Source organism: Streptomyces sp. NPDC058812 (genome assembly GCF_042744565.1).
Classification (GTDB): Bacteria; Actinomycetota; Actinomycetes; order Streptomycetales; family Streptomycetaceae; genus Streptomyces; species Streptomyces thinghirensis.
In genome coordinates this window covers 327067-344635 of the sequence record NZ_JBHYOB010000004.1, presented here as the reverse complement: position 1 = coordinate 344635, position 17569 = coordinate 327067, and the positions used below count along the sequence as shown (strand labels likewise).

Annotated in this window: 20 protein-coding genes; 17 read left to right on the top strand and 3 right to left on the bottom strand. The window is 70.1% G+C overall.

Translation table 11 applies throughout. The features are described from left to right. Positions 1-54: 54 nt before the first annotated feature. Both ACFW48_RS11150 and ACFW48_RS11145 read right to left on the bottom strand, forming a co-directional pair. On the bottom strand, positions 55-1059 hold the full coding sequence (locus ACFW48_RS11150; protein ID WP_386312772.1) for a hypothetical protein: 1005 nt from the start codon (positions 1057-1059) through the stop codon (positions 55-57). 14 nt (positions 1060-1073) lie between these two features. Continuing rightward, a complete protein-coding gene (locus ACFW48_RS11145) occupies positions 1074-1733 on the bottom strand; it encodes a hypothetical protein (protein WP_386312771.1) in 660 nt (219 codons plus the stop codon). A 784-nt stretch (positions 1734-2517) separates the two neighbouring features. On the opposite strand from ACFW48_RS11145, the gene ACFW48_RS11140 reads away from it, so the two are divergent. Further along, a complete protein-coding gene (locus ACFW48_RS11140) occupies positions 2518-3213 on the top strand; it encodes a hypothetical protein (RefSeq protein ID WP_386312768.1) in 696 nt (231 codons plus the stop codon). Positions 3214-3527: 314 nt separating this feature from the next. Continuing rightward, positions 3528-3767, top strand: coding sequence for a hypothetical protein (locus ACFW48_RS11135; protein ID WP_386312766.1), 240 nt, complete (start codon positions 3528-3530; stop codon positions 3765-3767). 246 nt (positions 3768-4013) lie between these two features. Here the strand turns inward: ACFW48_RS11135 and ACFW48_RS11130 are convergent, their stop codons facing one another. After that, on the bottom strand, positions 4014-4754 hold the full coding sequence (locus ACFW48_RS11130; protein WP_386312763.1) for a hypothetical protein: 741 nt from the start codon (positions 4752-4754) through the stop codon (positions 4014-4016). Positions 4755-5389: 635 nt separating this feature from the next. Here ACFW48_RS11130 and ACFW48_RS11125 point away from each other — a divergent pair. The 15 genes from ACFW48_RS11125 to ACFW48_RS11055 all read left to right on the top strand — a co-directional run bounded on the left by ACFW48_RS11125 (position 5390) and on the right by ACFW48_RS11055 (position 17563). Then, on the top strand, positions 5390-6100 hold the full coding sequence (locus ACFW48_RS11125; RefSeq protein ID WP_386312761.1) for a hypothetical protein: 711 nt from the start codon (positions 5390-5392) through the stop codon (positions 6098-6100). Positions 6101-6118: 18 nt separating this feature from the next. Continuing rightward, positions 6119-6976 carry a hypothetical protein gene (locus tag ACFW48_RS11120; protein ID WP_386312760.1) on the top strand — a complete coding sequence of 286 codons (858 nt, stop codon included), beginning with the start codon at positions 6119-6121 and terminating at the stop codon, positions 6974-6976. Beyond that, the gene (locus ACFW48_RS11115) at positions 6973-8280 is read left to right on the top strand and encodes a CpaF family protein (protein ID WP_386312757.1); all 1308 of its coding nucleotides are present in this window, start codon (positions 6973-6975) and stop codon (positions 8278-8280) included. The genes ACFW48_RS11120 and ACFW48_RS11115 overlap by 4 nt, the downstream gene beginning before the upstream one ends. 7 nt (positions 8281-8287) lie before the next feature. Continuing rightward, positions 8288-9337 carry a type II secretion system F family protein gene (locus ACFW48_RS11110; RefSeq protein WP_386312754.1) on the top strand — a complete coding sequence of 350 codons (1050 nt, stop codon included), beginning with the start codon at positions 8288-8290 and terminating at the stop codon, positions 9335-9337. Then, positions 9334-10254, top strand: coding sequence for a type II secretion system F family protein (locus ACFW48_RS11105; RefSeq protein ID WP_386312752.1), 921 nt, complete (start codon positions 9334-9336; stop codon positions 10252-10254). Before ACFW48_RS11110 ends, ACFW48_RS11105 begins: the two co-directional genes overlap by 4 nt. Positions 10255-10342: 88 nt before the next feature. Continuing rightward, positions 10343-10603 carry a hypothetical protein gene (locus ACFW48_RS11100; RefSeq protein ID WP_043381290.1) on the top strand — a complete coding sequence of 87 codons (261 nt, stop codon included), beginning with the start codon at positions 10343-10345 and terminating at the stop codon, positions 10601-10603. A 47-nt stretch (positions 10604-10650) separates the two neighbouring features. Then, positions 10651-11100: a TadE family protein gene (locus tag ACFW48_RS11095; RefSeq protein ID WP_121748547.1), complete on the top strand. Its 450-nt coding sequence runs from the start codon at positions 10651-10653 to the stop codon at positions 11098-11100. Beyond that, on the top strand, positions 11101-11550 hold the full coding sequence (locus ACFW48_RS11090; protein ID WP_386312748.1) for a TadE/TadG family type IV pilus assembly protein: 450 nt from the start codon (positions 11101-11103) through the stop codon (positions 11548-11550). Continuing rightward, positions 11547-12008, top strand: coding sequence for a pilus assembly protein TadG-related protein (locus ACFW48_RS11085; RefSeq protein ID WP_386312746.1), 462 nt, complete (start codon positions 11547-11549; stop codon positions 12006-12008). Before ACFW48_RS11090 ends, ACFW48_RS11085 begins: the two co-directional genes overlap by 4 nt. 62 nt (positions 12009-12070) lie before the next feature. Next, on the top strand, positions 12071-12739 hold the full coding sequence (locus ACFW48_RS11080) for a hypothetical protein (protein WP_386312743.1): 669 nt from the start codon (positions 12071-12073) through the stop codon (positions 12737-12739). Continuing rightward, the gene (locus ACFW48_RS11075) at positions 12739-13788 is read left to right on the top strand and encodes a hypothetical protein (RefSeq protein ID WP_386312740.1); all 1050 of its coding nucleotides are present in this window, start codon (positions 12739-12741) and stop codon (positions 13786-13788) included. Before ACFW48_RS11080 ends, ACFW48_RS11075 begins: the two co-directional genes overlap by 1 nt. A 25-nt stretch (positions 13789-13813) precedes the next feature. Further along, positions 13814-14140, top strand: a complete 327-nt coding sequence (locus ACFW48_RS11070; RefSeq protein ID WP_337304357.1) for a hypothetical protein — start codon at positions 13814-13816, stop codon at positions 14138-14140. Beyond that, the gene (locus tag ACFW48_RS11065; protein WP_386312737.1) at positions 14137-15561 is read left to right on the top strand and encodes a putative T7SS-secreted protein; all 1425 of its coding nucleotides are present in this window, start codon (positions 14137-14139) and stop codon (positions 15559-15561) included. The genes ACFW48_RS11070 and ACFW48_RS11065 overlap by 4 nt, the downstream gene beginning before the upstream one ends. Continuing rightward, a complete protein-coding gene (locus ACFW48_RS11060; RefSeq protein WP_386312735.1) occupies positions 15558-16880 on the top strand; it encodes a hypothetical protein in 1323 nt (440 codons plus the stop codon). Before ACFW48_RS11065 ends, ACFW48_RS11060 begins: the two co-directional genes overlap by 4 nt. After that, complete coding sequence (locus tag ACFW48_RS11055) at positions 16877-17563, top strand: hypothetical protein (RefSeq protein WP_386312732.1); 687 nt, start codon at positions 16877-16879, stop codon at positions 17561-17563. The genes ACFW48_RS11060 and ACFW48_RS11055 overlap by 4 nt, the downstream gene beginning before the upstream one ends. Positions 17564-17569 lie beyond the last annotated feature (6 nt).

Genomic DNA, 17569 nt, shown 5'->3' with positions numbered 1-17569 from the left:
CGGCCTCAAAGCCGAGTCTCGTCTTCGCGGTCTTCGCGAGGCCTGCGGATCTCATCAGCGATTGACCGCCTGGATCTCCTGGACGGTGACCGCCTGGTCGTTGCCGAAGGTCCCGTCGGGCAGATCGCCGCCCGCGCCGCCGCTGCCGGTCCAGGCGACCTCCCAGGTGACCGTGGCCTGGAGCTTGAAGGTGCCGTCTCCCGAGGAGCGGAGGTACTTGATGCCGCAGGGCGGGTTCTGGTCGGCCTTGCCCTTGGCGTACGGCTCCCCGATCGAATCGTCGTCGTTGATCGTGCACTCGCCGGAGGCGGGATAGGTCTCGGCGTCCGGGGTGCCGGGCTCCAGCTTGAGGGAGACTGGGGTGGCGGTGGTGGTGGCCTGGATGTTCACGCCGCCGACGTCGAGCGAGGCTGTGACCGACACCTCTTTGAACGTGGCCTTGTCCAGCCACGCCCAGGTCGGGAGGTTGACCTTGGTGGTATCGGCGGGGGCGAGCGACACCTCGGTGGTCGGCAAGCGGACGCGGTTGTAGGCGAGTTCGGCGAGGACCTCCGGCGTCACGGCGTTCTCGACCGGCGGAGCGTCCCCGTTTTCGACCCAGAAGGGCTCCTCGTCGCAGAGCTGCGCCTCGGGCTCCATCCAGCGGTCCTCGTCCTGGACTGCGACCCACCAGTTGCCCTCATCCTTCACGTCCAGGTTGTAGTTCTCGTACTCGCCGTCCTTGTACTTTTCCCGGAACATGCCCACGGAGGTCTTGGCATAGCTGTGCTGACCCGGCGTGTTCACCGTCTCGCTGTACATGTCCTCCACGTACTGCGAGAACTCCTTGGCGGAGCGGGGCTCGTACCAACAGGCAGGCGGCGTCCAGTCGCCGACGGGGGTGACGTTGCCGCCGGTGTCCCCGCCGCCCGGGGAAGTGGTGGTGTAGGTGATCCTTGAGACCAGGTCGCCACCGGATCTGGTGCCCTCGGTGTCGATCTCGGACTCGGAGGCGCCAGGCCCCTTCGCCTGCGCGGTTCCGGCGGCCAGGGCCAGCGCCGTGACGAGAGCGCTTGTCACGGCTATGCCTCGGGTCAGGGCGCGCACGACTTGTCCCCCCTCTTCGACTGCACTTCCGTGGTCTGCCAGACGCCCTTGTCGTTCTTCTTCAACTGCGTGCTGTAAGTGACGTACGGACTCTCGTCGGAGGGCGTCTTGTCCACCTTGCCGGTCTCGCGGTCCTTGTTGTACGCCTTGCTCTCGTCGGCGCAGTACACGACCGCGGCCGTGTCCTTGTCGGCGACCTTGATGTCGGGCTTGAAGTAGCGGGTGACGCCTGTCCAGGTGAGGCCCTCGTCCAGCCAGGCCTGGATCCACTTCTGGGCGCTCACCAGGGCGTCGCCCTGGCGGTAGTACGCGACGGACGCCGAGTCCGCGTTGCCCCGAAGGATGGCGTCGTCGACCGCGTTCACGGTCTGGGCCACGTCGGAGAGCACCGCGTTCTCGGTGGGGTCGCCCGTCTCCCAGTTCTCGAACTTGTTCTCCACGCCCTTGGGAAACGTGATCCTCGGCCGGTCGGCCGGTCCGGGAGGAGTGCTCTTGTCCGGCGAAGCCGGCTCTGTCGACTTGTCCGTGTCCGCACCAGCGATCTTGTCGTTCTCCTCGGACTTGCCGTCCCCGCCGCCGCAGGCGGTGAGGAGTAGCGCTGCCGTTGCAGCTAGCGCGGTGGCAACGGGCAAAGAACGGCGCTTCACAGTGGGCTCCCCGTGAGACAAAGCTTCGGTCAAGAGATCTGACGGTAGTGGTGGGGTTATTGGTTTCGCCAGAGCGAACTTCCGCGAAAACGCGGACAATGCTGGGCGTACCGTGCGCTCGGGGGAGTGGTCGTGTCCTGTCCGTGTCCCGATCGGTGACGGTTCAAGACACGGGGAGCCCTGTCCGGGACAGGGAGGAAGTGGGCCGACGGAGGAGAACTCAGTTCAAGAGGAGCAAAGCCGATACCAGGGCCAACCGTTTCTTCGGGGGTGTGGCGGAGGGGAGCCTTCAGGCGTAGGTCCAGCGGAAGGTGCTCATGACGGTGGCGAAGGTCCGCGAGGGTGACACTGCACAGTGTTGTCGCCGTTGTTCAGTCGCCGGCGAGGACTGGGGGCGCTGGGCGTCGGTGCTGCCGAGGCGGGGCAGTCGCATCCTGTGCTTGTGGATCTCGCGGGTGGCGGGTCCCAGCTGACATCGGCGGACGTGACGTTTCCCGCGCTGCCGTCCTTGGTGACGGATCCGGGTTTGGTCACCTTGATGTCGGAGCCGTACGCCTCGGGGTATGGGCGAGTCGTCGAGATCCCGTACGGCGAGCCGGTCTGCTCCACGCCGGCCATCGGGGGAGCGGATTGAGATCGACACGGGGACCTTCCGAGGCGCCCCAAGCGGGTCGAGCGTGATCTCTGACTGACGCCTCTGTTCCCGCTGGCAATTGCCACGACGTCGTGCTCGTTAGGGTGGGCCCCCGGACACGCGCGGTGCGACTGAGGGGCGAGGGGCCACGTGGCAGACGACATATCCGGAACCGGGGCCGCTGTTCGGCCGGAGCGGGGCGGTACGGGCGTGTGGTGGCGGGCGGATTGGGTGCGGTGGCTGCTGGTCAGTCTGGTGCGCGCCGGCGGTTCGCTGGGGCTCTCCTGGCTGGGGCCTGTTGTGCCGTTGCCGTCTGTGGTGCGGGGCGTAGGGCTCTTGCTCGCGCTACTGGTGCTCCCACTGGCGTCGGTGCTGATTCCGGTGCTCTTGTTGCGGCGGGTGCCGCGCAAGAAGAGGAAAGTCGCGTGGCAGCTTGTCGTGCCGGTCATCGCGGGGGTTGCCTTGGGGGTGGTCGGCAAGTTCGCCGGTGATCAAGCCGCCTTGGCGGACCGGGGCGCGTGGACCGACGCGGTGGTCGTCGGCATGGACGACAGCGGAACCAACCACTGCGACCTGCGCTCGGTCGACGGGCGGACGATATCCCCCTCGCTCTCGGAGGGCGGCGGCTGCGAAGACTGGGTGTCGAAGGGCGACAAGCTGCGCGTGCGTTACGACCCCGAGGGCCTTGCCAGTCCGACTGAGGACAGGGACAGCAGCTCGTACGGAGGGTTCCTCGCGACGCTCTTCGGGGCGGCCGTCGTGATGGGCACCTGGGGTGGAGTGCGTCAGAGCAAGTGGGACCGGGAGTATGACGAGGGCCGGCCGAGAGTGGGGCGACGCGGGTGAAGGCGCGCGACGATCGGTTTCGGGCGCGGGACGGGGCCGGGCTTCTGCTGTTCGTCGTGATCGCCGGAGCCGCGCTTGTCCATACCGTCGGGGGCACGAGGTGGTTCGCGCGCGAGAGTGCTCCCGTCTTCTATGACCTGCCCGGAGGGGCCTGGGCAGTGGGCGGTGCTCTCGGACTGGTCAGCGTGCTCGGGTGGGCCGGCGCTGTGTCGGACCGGCTCCAGTGTTCCTCCGCAGTACGCACTGGCAGGCTGCCGCGTGTGGCTCGGACGGTTGCCCGTGGTGTCCGTTGGGTGGCTGCGATCGGGCCGGTCGTGTTTCTTTTCAGTGGCCTGCGGGGCAAGAACTGCCGCTCGTACGAACCGGGTTGCGCCTACATTCCGGGGACCGGTCCGGTGCTGCTCGCGTACGTCGGCTGTGTGGCCCTCCTGGGTCGGCTCTGTTACCGGTGGCGCAGTGCCGTTGTGGCCGAGCGCAACGCTCGGGAGCGGGAGTGGCTGCGGAAGCTGCGCAAGAAGGGCAAGGAGAAGAGCCGCGCCGCCCGGCAGCGGTAGGTAGGCCTGGGCCTGTCGGGTCTCAGGCGAACGCCCCCTTCCCAGTGGACGTGCGCCGACTCCCTCACCCGGTCCGCCATCCGGGAGATGCCGTCGCCGAGCGCTTAGAGCGGGCTGCCCTCCGGCTCCTCGTACGGCACCCGTGCATCCCCCGTCTCCCGGTCCCGTGTCCCGGTCCCTGATCCCCGTCATTCCCGCCCGCGGCACTCTAGTGGCGGCTTCGCTGCCGCGAGACCGCCCGCTCCCTCACCCCAGCTTCCCGTTCTGCGCCTCCACCACCGCCGCCGGCAGCTTCGCGTCGCTCGGCCTGGCGTTCGCGATGGCGCTGCCGTCGACCGAGAAGTACACGGCGAGGACGTCGCCGCTGCGCACGGCCTGGGTGTGCACGGTGTGGGTGACGCCACGGAACGTCAGCGTGGAACGGAACCCGAGGAACTCGTCGCCGGCCGCCGCCACGGGCTTCTCGGCGGTCACCGAGTCGTACGCGCTCGTGTTCTCGTCGGACTTGGCCGTGAAGCCATCACCGCAGGCGTCCACCGCCTTCGACAGCCCGGACATCGCGGACTCAGCGCTGCCGGACTCGTACGCCGTGAGCGTTACGTACGTGAACGCGCCGATGTTCGCGCCACCGCTGTCGACGACGCGCGTGAGGTCGGCCTGGGGTTCTCCGAGGGGGAGTTGGTTCATGGCCAGGGCCAGCGGTGCGCAGACGGGCTTGTCCACCGTGACCTCCTTGGCCGACTTGGCGAGGACGAACTCGTCGTCGGGCTCCGTGACCTTCCTGTCGCCGGGGGCGTCCGCCTGCGTGATGGCGAGCTGCTTCAGCCGCTCCTCCGGCGTCGCCTGCTTCTCCTGCTGTTCCTGCGACGCGGTCGCCGTCGGCTTGTCCGCGTCCGAACCGGAGCCGGAGTCCCCGCCGCAGGCGGTGAGCGCGGCGAGGGAGAGCAGGGAGAGGGCGGAGAGGGCTGCCGTGGTGGGTCGGTTCATGGGGGTTCCTTGATGTGTGGGGGGAGAGGGGGGGGGCGGCCGGTCGGCTGGGGGCGGCGGTTCGACCAGGAACTGCAGGAACTGTCCGGGTCCGGGCGATGACTGTTAGATGCCCGAGGTCCCCCCGGCGTTGCCCTCGTGCTGCTGCCCCGGGTCACTGATCCGAGCGAAGATCATGGCATGGGGGATCCGGTCCCCCGCGGGCTCTCTCGTGAGTGAATCGTGCAGGCATCATGGCCGCGCCGTGACGAACGGTACGCGGGAGCTGTCCGGTCGCACCGGTAATGAATTCGCACCCGCACAGTCGAGTTGCCTGGCCCGCGGGCCGTCCCCAAAGGGGTTGCCAGGTCGCGAAGTTGCAGATGAGTAACGGTGAGCAGGGTGTGGGGTCAGGGGGCGGGCACGCCTTGAGGGGCTTATGTGCGGCTGATACGGTGCGATGGCTTGACACTCGCCTCACTGCTGGTTATTCGCCCAGGTCGGGCGGGTGCGTCAGGGGATGTCCCTGGGCGCCACCGGTCGGGCGGGCACGGGTGGAGTGTCCGAATGTGCAGATGATTCTGCGTACTTGAGTGATACGTGCTCAAGAGCAATTACGTGGCAGACAATTTCTTGGGTGTACGGGGAGCGGTTGCGTGAAGATCCAGGAGCGTACGGGGGCGGGCGCGGGACGTTCCGCGGCTCCGGCTCAGCCGTCGGTCGGTGACCGGCTTCCCAGCCCTCCTCGCGAGCGCAAACCGGCGCTGGCCGCGCTGGCGGTGCTGCTGATCCTGCTGGGCGCGCTGGGCGCGACGACGCTGGTGCTGCGGGTCGGGGACCGGGTGGAGGTCATCCAGCTGACCGGTCAGGTCCCGGCCGGCTCGGCGATCACCAAGGACAAGATCAAGCCCGTGATGGTGAGCGACGACTCCGGCGCCGACTTCGTGCCGTGGTCGCAGTGGGAGTCCCTCAAGAAGCTCCAGGCCAAGTCCACTCTCTACCCCGGCACAGTGGTCGTGGGGCAGATGTTCGGCGGCAAGGCCGGTATGGAGCAGGGCAAGGCATACGTCGGTCTGGCTCTCAAGGAGGGTCAGTACTACGACGACATCAAGAACGGTGACGCCGTCGCCGCCTACCGGGTCGGCTCCGGCTCCGCCGGCGACTCGTCGGACAAGAACTCCTCGTCCGCCTCCGACAACTCCCTCATCGCGAACACCCAGGTGCACAACGTCAAGAAGGACGGCGACGCCACCCTGAACACGGGCAGCCTCTCCGTCACCCTCCTCGTCGACGAGGGCGACGCGGCGGCCCTCGCCTCGGCGGCCTCCGCCGGCGAAGTGGCTCTCGTGCGCGTCCCCGGCAAGTAGAAGGCGACCCCCGCAGCCATGGCCCTCATCGCCCTCGCCGCTGACAAGGGTTCCCCCGGCGTCACCACCGCGGCCGTCGCCCTCGCGGCGGTCTGGCCGCGCCGCGTCCTGCTCGCCGAGACCGACCCGGCGGGCGGCGACCTGGTGTACAGGTCCGCGGCCGCGCACGGCGGTCCGCTCAACCCCAACACCGGTATGCTGTCGATCGCCGCCACCGCGCGGCGCGGCCTCGTGCCCGACCAGCTCTGGGACCACGTACAGCCGCTCAGCGGCGGCCTCGAAGTACTCGTCGGTCTCGGCATCTCCGAGCAGGCCGCCGGCCTCGCGGGCCTGTGGCCCACCCTCGGCCGGGCCTTCGCCTCCCTCGCCGACTCCCCGAACGCGCCCGCCGACGTCATCGCCGACTGCGGCCGCGTCAGCGGGGACACCCCGGCCGCGGAGCTGTTCCCGCACGCCGCGCTCGTACTCCTCATCTCCCGTACCGAGCCGGAGGCCATCGCCCGCGTCCGCGACCGCGCCGCCGCCCTCTCCGCCAAGCTGCACGGCGGCCCGCGCGGTGCCGCGAGCCTCGGCATGCCGATGATCGGCGTCGTCCTCGTCGCCGACACGAACAACGCCGCCAAGCTCTCCGGCCAGGTCAACGACATGCTCGTGCACGCCCAGACCGGCGCCCGCGTGGTCGGCACGATCGCCGACGACCCGGCCGGCGCCGACCAGCTGGCCGGACGCAAGCGCGGGCGGCTGGAGAAGTCGCTGCTCATCCGCTCCGCCCGCAAGGTCACCTCGGACCTGTACCAGCAGTTCGGCGCCGCCTGGTCCGTGCCCACCGGACCCGCCGGCACCGGCATGACCGGCCACGCGGGGGCCGGCCGATGACCGCTGTCGACCACTCGTTGGTCAAGCGGTTCCGGCAGGACGCCGGCGACCGCATCTCCGAGCAGCGCCGCCAGGACCAGGTCAGCGGCGTCACGCCGATGTCCACCGAGGACGAGCGGCAGTACGCGCGCGCCGTCATCGCGCAGATCCTGGAGGAGTACGCCCGCGCCGAGATCAACGCCGGGCGTACGCCGCTGGACGCGGAGACGGAGGAGCAGTACGCCGCCGCCGTGCACGCCGCGCTGTTCGGCGTCGGGCGGCTCCAGCCGCTCCTCGACGACCCCGAGGTCGAGAACATCGACATCAACGGCTGCGACCACGTCTTCGTCGGCTACTCCGACGGGCGCGAGGAGCGCGGTGAGCCGGTCGCCGAGACCGACGAGGAACTCATCGAGCTGATCCAGATCCTCGGCGCCTACTCGGGTCTGTCGTCCCGCCCCTTCGACTCCGCCAACCCGCAGCTGGACCTGAGACTGCCGGACGGTTCGCGTCTGTCGGCGGTCATGGACGTCGCCCGTCGCCCGGCGCTGTCCATCCGCCGCGCGCGCATGGGCAAGGTCTTCATCTCCGACCTGGTCGGCAACGGCACCCTCGCCCCCGAGCTGGGCCACTTCCTGGCCTGCGCGGTACGCGCCCGCAAGAACATCATGATCGCGGGCGCCACGAACGCCGGCAAGACGACGCTGCTGCGCGCCCTCGCCAACGAGATCCCCCCGCACGAGCGGCTCATCACGGTCGAGCGAGCCCTGGAGCTCGGCCTCGACACCTTCCCCGACCTCCACCCCAACGTGGTGGCGTTCGAGGAGCGGCTGCCCAACTCCGAGGGCCAGGGCACGATCAGCATGGCGGAACTGGTCCGCCGTTCCCTCCGTATGAACCCCTCCCGCGTCATCGTCGGTGAGGTGCTCGGCGACGAGATCGTGACCATGCTGAACGCGATGTCGCAGGGCAACGACGGCTCGCTGTCCACGATCCACGCCAACAGCTCGCACGAGGTCTTCAACCGTATTTCGACGTACGCCCTCCAGGCCACGGAGCGGCTGCCGATCGAGGCCAGCCAGATGCTGGTGGCCGGCGCCGTCAACTTCGTCGTCTTCATCCAGCGGCGCAACAACTTCCAGAGCGGCGGGCGCCTCCAGCGCGTGGTCACCTCGGTCCGTGAGGTGAACGGCGTCGACGGCCGCGTGCTGTCCAGCGAGGTCTTCGCCGAAACGCCCGACGGCCGGGTCGTACCGCACGCCCCCATAGCCTGCCTGGAGGAACTCATCGCCTACGGCTACCGGCCCAACGGAACGTGGGGGTGAGACGGACATGACGACCCCCACGACCTCTCTCGCGGCACTGGACTCCCTCGGATCCATGGGCGGCCTGTTCTCCACCACGGTCCTGTACGCGCTCGGCTGCGGCGTCGCCGTCGGCGGCGGACTCGCCCTCTTCCTGGTCGCCGTACGCGGACTGCCCGCCAAGCCCGAGCACGAGAAGCGCCAGGCCAGCGAGCGGGCCAACGAGCTGATCCGGTGGGCGGGTCGGCGCGGCTCCCTCGCGGCCATCGTCGGCCTCGTCGTCCTGCTCCTCACCCGCTGGGCGGTGCTCGGCATCGCGGCCGGCATCCTCGTCTTCTTCTGGGACCGCCTCTTCGGCGGCGCCGCCGAGGAACGCGCCGCCATGAAGCGGGTGGAGGCCCTCGCCTCCTGGACGGAGTCGCTGCGCGACACCATCGCGGGCGCGGTCGGCCTGGAGCAGGCCATCCCGGCCTCGGCACGCGCCGCCGCCCCGGTCCTGCGCCCGCACCTGGACGCCCTGGTCGACCGGCTGCGCTCCCGCACCCCGCTGCCCGAGGCGCTCCAGCACCTCGCCGACGAGATCGACGACGCTTCCGCCGACATCATCGTCGCCGCGCTGATCCTCAACGCGCGGCTGCGCGGTCCGGGCCTGCGCCAGGTCCTCGGCGCGCTCGCCAAGTCGGCGCGCGAGGAGGTCGACATGCGCCAGCGCGTGATGGCCCAGCGCGCCTCGACCCGCCGGTCCGTCCAGATCGTCGTGGCGGTGTCGGTCCTCTTCGTCCTCGGCCTGTCCATCTTCAACCGGGACTTCGTCGAGCCGTACGGCTCGCCCGTCGGCCAGCTCGTACTGGCCTGCGTGTGCGGCCTGTTCGCGCTGGGGTTCTGGTGGCTGCGCAAGCTGTCGACCATCGAGACCCCGGAACGCTTCCTGGTGCGGGACGGTTCCGAGGTCCAGTTCGTTCGTCCCCGTACCTCGGACCGGACGGGCCAGCAGGGCCAGCAGGGCCAGCCCGCGCAGCGGTTGCCGCAACCGTCCCAGCCGTCGCAGGCGTCTGGAGACGAGGGGGTACGACGATGAACCTGACAATGCCGGTACTGGTCGGCGCCGTCATCGGCCTGGGCGTCTACGCCCTGGTCCGTGCCCTGATGCCGAGCAGACGGAGCCCGATCCAGCAGGTCGCGCGGATCGACGCGATGCGGGCGCGCGGAACGGCGTACGAGTCGGCCCGCGCGGCGAAGGACACCAGCCGCCTCGGCTCGCTGCGTGCCCAGGTCGGCGCTCGCGTCGCCGAGTTGTACATGCAGCAGGGCTGGGAGCTGCGATCGCTGCGCGCGGACCTGGCGGTGCTGGACCGGAGCTGGGAGAAGTTCCTGGCGACGAAGGCGCTGCTGGCCGCGGGCGGTCTGTTCTTCGGACCGTTCCTGTTCGCGATCGTCTGGACGCTGGGCTTCGGCGACAGCCCGATCATCCCGGTCTGGCTGGCCCTGCTCTGCGCGGCGCTCTTCTTCTTCCTCCCCGACCTGGAGGTGCGCCGGGACGCGGCCGACAAGCGCCGTGACCTGCGGCGCGTGATCGGCGCGTACCTGGACCTGGTCTCCATGAGCCTGGCCGGCGGGCGCGGCCTGCCCGAGGCCCTGATGGCGGCGGCGGAGGTGTCGGACGGCTGGGCGACCCACCGCATCCGCAACGCCCTGGCCGACGCGCGCATCACGGGCATCAGCCAGTGGCAGGCACTCGGCCAGCTCGGCGAGGACCTCGGCGTCGAGGAGCTCAAGGACCTCTCCGCCTCGCTCGCCCTGGTGGCCGACGACGGCGCCAAGGTCCGCGAGTCCCTCGCCTCCCGCGCCGAGACCATGCGGCACCGCGAACTCGCCGAGATCGAGGGCAGCGCGGGTGAGAAGTCCCAGTCGATGCTCGTGGCCCAGCTCCTGCTGTGCGCCGGGTTCCTGGTGTTCCTGATCTACCCGGCGGCGATGCGGGTGTTTCAGGTGTGACGCAGCTTTTGACGCAGCTATCTCAGCTCCGATTCAGCAGCTCCGAGCCGCTTCGCTCCCAGAACTGATACGAGAGGACAGACTCACCATGAACGGACGGAACCTCCGCACCGGCACCACGGGCATCGTGCCCGTGGACTTCCTGATCACCTTCCTGCGGGCCCGCGTGGACCGCGCCCGCTCCGGCGAACTGGACCGGGGCGCGTCCGCGGTCGAGTGGGTCATCATCTCCGCGGTCGTCGTCGCGATCGTCGGCGTGGTGGCCGCCATCATCAACGCCGCGCTCAGCGAGGGCGCCAACAAGGTCGGCGACTGCATCAAGGGCGCGGACGCGGGCAGCACCTGCTGACCGCGGGTACGGGTTCCGCTGCTACGGGGAGTACGGGGAGTACGGGGGTGTCAGTGCGCGTACGTGGTTGGGTGCGCCGCCGCGTGGAGGCTGCCTCCGCGCGTGGCGATTCCGGCATGACCGCGATCGAGTTCGTGCTGCTCACGCCGGTCCTCTTCTTCATGATCTTCGCGACGGTGCAGTTCGGGCTGTACTTCTTCGCCGACCACGTGGCACAGGCCGCGGCCCAGGCGGGCGCACGCAAGGCCCGCGCGACGGCCGACGCCCAGCCCGGCGGCTGGCGGGGCGAGGCACAGGACGTGGTCGACAGCTACATCCGCCAGCTGGGCCCCCAACTGGTCCTGTCACCGGACGTGAAGATGCTCCAGCCGGAACAGGACACGGTCGGCGTGGAGATCACGGCCCGCATCCCGACGGTGTTCCCGGGCCTGGACCTGACGGTGCACGCGCAGTCGATGGGGCCGGTGGAGCGTTTCGTGCAGGAGGGAGAGAACTAGATGGACCTCTCCCGCATCACACCCCGCACCACATCCCGCGTGCGGCAGGCCGAGGCCGGCGGCGACCGGGGCCTGTCCACCATCGAAGTGGTGATCCTGGCCCCGGTGATGATCCTCTTCATCCTCGTCCTCGTGGCCTTCGGCCAGCTGGTCGACGGCCGCGGCGCCCTCGACGGCGCGGCCCGGGACGCGGCACGCGCGGGCTCGATCCAGAAGGACCACGGCACGGCGATCGCGGAGGCGAAAAGGGCGGCCGAGTCCAACCTGGCGGACGTCTGCTCCGGCCCGGTCTCCGTCGTCCAGAAGAGCGCCGGCTTCGAGCCCGACACCCTCTTCACGGTCGAGGTGAGCTGCGAGGTACGGGGCCTGGCCTCGCTCGGCCTCAACATCCCGACGACCCTCTCGGCGAGCTTCAGCTCCCCGCTGGACCCGTACCGGAGGACGGCGTGAGATCCCTCGCACGCGCGTGGCTCGCGGACCGGAGCGCCCGGCTGGACGACCGGGGCTCGGGCGCCGGCGCGGTCATCATCTTCGCCCTCGTCTTCCTCTCCCTCTCCGCCTTCGTCATCGACGGCGGCATGTCCATCTCCAAGCGCGAACGCGCCGCGGACATCGCCGAACAGGCCGCCCGCTACGCCGCCCAGGACATCGACCGCGAGGCCCTCTACGACGACGTGGGCGGCCCCGCCCCCATCAACTACGAGAACTGCGACGCGAGGGTCAAGGCCTTCGCCGCCGAGATGGACATGACCGGCCAGGACATCGCCGCGACGCACTGCGTGGCAGCCGACGCCGCACAGGTGGAGGTCGAGGTCCAGCTCACCTACTCCCCGGTCTTCACGGGGATGTTCTACGGCGGCGACGTGGTCGTCCACGGGCAGGCGGTGGCGGAGAACGAGGTGGGCTGACCCGACGCCATCCCCGCCTCTGGCCGTTCCCCATCCCCCCACCAACGGAGGTATGACTTCCCATGCGCACACGCCCGACCACCGCCACCACTGCCACCGCTGCGGCCCTGACGACGGCGGTGGCCCTGCTGCTGTCCGGCTGCGGAGGCTCGGACAGCGAGGACTCCGGCAAGGACAAGATCGCGGGCGCGGACACGGGCGCTTCGGCGTCCGCGTCGCCGTCCGCGTCCGCGAGCGAGGACAGCGTCGAGCGGCCGGTCATCAAGCTGCCGAAGGACATCGACAACGTCTTCGAGGGCGGTTCGACCGGTGACGCGAAGAAGGACGCCGTACTGGCCGACAACGAGAGGCGCGTCAACTCGATCGACGAGGCGATCGTCGTGGATGCGGAGAAGCACCCGGCGCTGGAGTTCTACTCGAAGGGTGACGCGCTCATGTCGGCCGCCACCTACGTGAAGTCCTTCTACGACAACGGCCGCAGCTTCACCGGCAAGACCCGTTACTACGAGCGTGAGGTCACGTTCGCGAAGGACGGATCGGCGTCGGTCACGTACTGCATGGACGCGACCGGAACCTACCCGAAGGATCGCGCGACCGGCAAGGTGGACCGGTCGGTCAAGGCGTCGCCCAGTGACTACGTCTTCTACAACACCCGGCTGGAGAAGAACTCCGAAGGCGTGTGGCAGACCACGAGCGTGTCCTCGACCGAGGCGGCGAAGAGGTGCATGTGATGCGTCCTACGACCGCCACACGCAGGTTCCTCGTCCCGGCCCTGGCCCTCGCCGTGACAGCCGTACCGTCCGTGGCCGTCGCCGGCGGCGGCCGCGACGGGGGCGGCGGAGCAGAGGGCAGCGGGAGCGGTTCCGCCCAGGACGGCGTCATCAGGGCGGAGACCAAGGTCACGACCAGTGTGAACGGCAGTTCCGAGCCGACCGGCACGGGAACCCTCACGCCGGAGAACAGCAACTGGACGCCACCGGCCTGCTGGTACGAGCCCGCCTTCTCGCCCAAGGAGATCGAGAAGACCGTAAAGCTGTGGCGGAGCATCGACGGTCTGCCGTTCCTGGGTGGCGTAGGGGAGTTCGTCGGTGACTCGCTGGACGCGTATTACAAGGATGGCGACCCGTACGAGAACTACAACCTCGACAAAGAGGGCGAGGGGATGTTCTGGGCGGCGGTGAAGAACCCCAATCGCGAGGACGACCCCGAGGCCAACTCCTGCAACAAGCAGCCGTTCTGGGTGGACGAGGGCGACGTCCCCGAAGAGCCCCTCGCCCTCACTCCCCAGATCCTCGCCGAATACGCCTACGACGAACTCCCGGTCCCCGGCACCGAGATCGAGATGAAGCCGGCCGGGACGACGAAGGTCAACCTCCCCACCTGGGTCTGGCTGGACAAGGCGAAGTTCAGGAAGATCTCGGTCACCGCAAGCCTCCCCGGCACGGGTCTCTCCGCGACCACCACCGCCGAACCCGTCTCCCTGCACATCGACCCGGGCACGGGCGACGCCCAGACGTACCCCGCCTCGGGCGACTGCGAGATCAACGCCGACGGCGGCATCGGCGAGCCGTACGCGAAGGGCAAGGCGGACGACACCCCGCCCTGCGGCGTCACCTATCTCCGCGCCTCCGGCTCCGACGGTGCGTACCCGCTGCAAGCCACCGTCACCTGGAAGATCTCGTGGACCAGCACCACGGGCGAGGGCGGCGACCTTCCCGAGGGCACGTTCGGCGCGACGCAGGACGTGACGGTGCAGGAGATCCAGTCGGTGAACCGCTGACACGACGGCAAGGGAGGGAACAGCCATGGGTGACCAGGAAGCGGACATCGACCGGATCCGGGAAAGCGCCCGGGCGCTGAAGCGGATCCGGGGCACCTTCGCCGAGCGCGCCAACCCGGCCGAGGGATACGGAGTGGGCGAGATCGGGTCGGAGAAGATCCTGGACGCCTTCGAGAAGTTCGGCAGTAATTGGAAGATCCACCGTAGACAGCTGACCGACGAGTTGGAGAAGCTCCACGGGATCACCAAGGGCGCGGCAGATTCGTACGACAAGATCGACCACGAACTGGCCGAGGCGCTGCGCCGCGCGGACGAGAAGGCCAAGGGCGGCAAGAAGGGGGACGGGAAGTGACGCGTCCCGCAAGCCACCGCTGGGCCGTTCTCGACGAGGGCTCCGATCCGATACCGGGCGACCCGGAGGAGGTGGCGCGGCTCGGCCGGCAGCTGCGCAAGACCGCCGAGGCCATCGAGAAGGAGGCTCGCGAGATCAAGGAGCTGGCCTCCGTCGAGAACTGGAAGGGCAAGGCCGCCACCGAGTTCCGGGGAGCGGCCGAAGGCGCCGGGGACAAGCTCCGCAAGGCGTTCAAGCGGTACGACGAGGCAGCCGACGCGCTCGGCACGCGTGTCGTGGACGGGGTGTGCAGCACCGAGTACGCCTCCGAACTCCACCGCGCGCAGCAGATGGCCGACAAGGCGCTGCGCGACGCGGAGGCCGCGGACGGCGACCTCGGAGCCGCCCAGCGCTCGCTCGACGGGCAGCCCGACGACACGCCGAAGGACGACCCGGACACCAAGAAGTACAAGGAGCAGAAGGAGAACGCGTCGTCGGCTCTGTCGGCGGCCAAGGACGCTCTGCGGACCGCCAAGGAGGTCCGTGACACGGCAGCGCGCCGGGCGGCGGACGCGATCCACGACGTCATCGAGAACGACGGGCTCAAGGACGGCTGGACGGACAAGTTCAAGAACTGGGTCCACGAGAACGCGGGCTGGCTCACCCAGATCTCCAAATGGGCGGGACGTATCGCGCTGTGGGCGGGGGTGGCGGCGCTCGCTCTGGGCTGGATCCCGGTGATCGGGCAGGCCATCGCGGTCGTCGCGAACGCCGTGGCGCTCCTGGCCGGCGTCGTCGCGCTCGCCACCGACCTGGTGCTGGCACTGGGCGGAGAGGGCAGCTGGAAGTCCGTGATGCTGGACGCCGTCGGGGTCGCCACCTTCGGCCTCGGCCGGGCGGCGATGGCGGGAGCCAAGGGGGTGGCCGCCGGCAGCAAGGCGCTCGCCCGGAGCAACCTCTACAAGAACGCCGTCGCCTCCGGAATGAAGTCCAACAAGGCGTGGAACCTCGCCAACCGGGGAGCCCAGGGTTCCGTCCGGGGCAAGGACGCCGCACGGGCGATGGCCGACATGCCGAAGGGGAAGTTGCCCAGCTGGAGCAACCTCAAGGAGGGGTTCAGCCCCGTCTCCATGTACCGCGATAGCGTCGACGGCGTGAAGTCCATCGCCAACGCGTTCTCCAAGCAGGGCTGGCGGGACGGTCTCCGGGGGATGGCCGCGCCCCGTTCGGCGGGCACCCTCGATCCCGACCTGGCCAGGGCCGCCGCCGGCCTCGACGGCATCGCGCCCGCCGCGACGCAGATGCCGGCGGTCAGCAGTGCGCTGGGCAACTTCTCCGGCCAGACCAACGTCTGGGCGGGGGCGACCGCCACCGGCGTGGCCGCCGGTTCCGAGGGCGCCTACGGCGCCGTCACTTCCCTGTACGACGGAGCCACGGGATGACGACCCCCGAGCCCGCGCTCAGACCCGCCGCATCGCGCGGCCCCGGCCTCGAGCGGTGCCATGTCTCCCGGCTCTACGCACAGGACGGCGAGCTGGTGCTGCGTACCCGCCGTCGCACCACCCGCTGTCCGGTGGGCGGGAACGGCATCGCGCGAGCGGTGTTCGTCGACGCTCCCGGCGAGGACGGGGAACGCATGGGGCCGACTCTCCCGGGCTCCTGGGGAGAGGTGCAGCTGCAGGACGCGGAGGGAGCGTTGATCGGCCGGTTCGACGTCGAGGACTGGCTGCCCGAGTCGTCCGTGCTGCCCAAACGGTCCGTCCAGGGCGAGCAGCTCCTCAGCCGCTCGGGTGTGGCCGGCCTGCTCAATGCGGCGGGCATCCCCCTGCACGTGGTGCGGGACAGAAACGATCCGCTGGTGGCCTCGGACGGCAGGGGCACGGTGCTCGGGCCGGGTGGCGTCTTCCCGTCCTGGTACTGGGGCGTCCGTGCCGCCGCGGGAGGCGCGTGGTTCGCCGCGTTCACGATCGTCGTCTTCTCCGCCACCACAGCGCCCTGGGCCATCCTCCTGCTGGCCGCCACCGCCTTCGTCGCCCCCGTGGCACGGCTGGTGCTGCGCGCCTGGACCCGGCTGCGCCTCGGACGCCACGATCCGGTCGTCCGTGCGCGTGTCGGTCCCTCGCCGGCGAAGGGCGTCGGCGCGACGGTCAGGTTCTGCCGGGACACCGAGGTGCGGGTGCAGGACCACGACCTCGTCCTGCGTGACCTGGGCGGGCAGGAGTACTGGTTCCCGCTGGCCGGCCCGCACGCGGTGACCTCGCTGGTCCGGGTGAGCGACCGCACCGGCGCCGTGATCGGGGCGGAACTGCGAGGACCGGGGGAGCAGGTGCGGGCCGTGTTCCCCTGGGCCGCCTGGTTCGGCGGCGAGACGGGCGCCGACGGATGGGCACGGCTGTGCCGTGCCGCCGGGCTGGCGGTGTCCGAACGCCGGCTGAGCGGAAAGGCCGTCTGGCCCAAGGGGCCGGTGCTGGGGCTGCGCCTGCTGCCCGAGTCGGGCCGGGCGGCCCGCCGCGTGTCGCGGTTCCCCGGGACCATCGCGGGAATGTCGTCCACTGCCGTTATGGCCTTCGGTTCCGTGTTCTCCGTGGTCCAGGGACTGCGGATCACGGACACGCACCCCGGCGCGTCGCTCACCGCGGTGCTCATGGGGGCGGTCGGCCTGGTCCTGCAGGGCACGCCGTACGCGGTCCACCAACTGCGCAGTCGCCTCCGGCTCGACCGGCGGGCCCCGGAACGGACGTCCAGGGAGGATGCAACGTGACCTCTGCCGAGAAGCCCGTGGACTCCGCCGAGAATCCCGCGGCTCCTGCCGACTACCGCCTGCTGCTGCCCGAGGGCTGGTTCCGGATCCTGCTCGACCCCGACCAGCGGAACAGGTCCGTCGACGCGCTGGTGGAGCGTCAGTTCCACGGCATCGACAACGCCCCGCACCTCAAGGAGGAGCTGCGCGCCGACCTGCGCCGCCGTGCCGCCAAGGCGCACCGCAGCGGTGGGATCGAGCTCTACCTGAGCCTCCAGGAGGTGGGCCCCTTCACCATCCCCGCCTCGCTGCTGGTCAGCCTGGCGCCGCTGCGCCACGCCGAGCCGTTGCCCGCGGAGGACCTGGCGCGGGCCTTCGCCGAGGACGCGGAAGAGGCGGGTCCGGGCGAGGCACCGGAGATCACTGTCGAGGAACTGGCCGCTGGTACCGCCGTACGGGTCCGCAGACTGTCGCGGCAACCCGGCGAGAACGGGCCGGACGGAGGGCCGGGCGGAGGGCCGGGCGGAGGGCCGGGCGGAGGGCCGGGCGGAGAGCACGTCTCCGTCTCGGTGGAGTACCACTTGCCCGTTCCCGGTACGACGGCGTTCCTGCTGCTCACCTTCTCCACGCCCCTGGAGCCGATCGCCGACGCCATGGCCGGCCTCTTCGACGCGATCGCCGGCTCGCTGACCTGGACGGAGTGACCACGG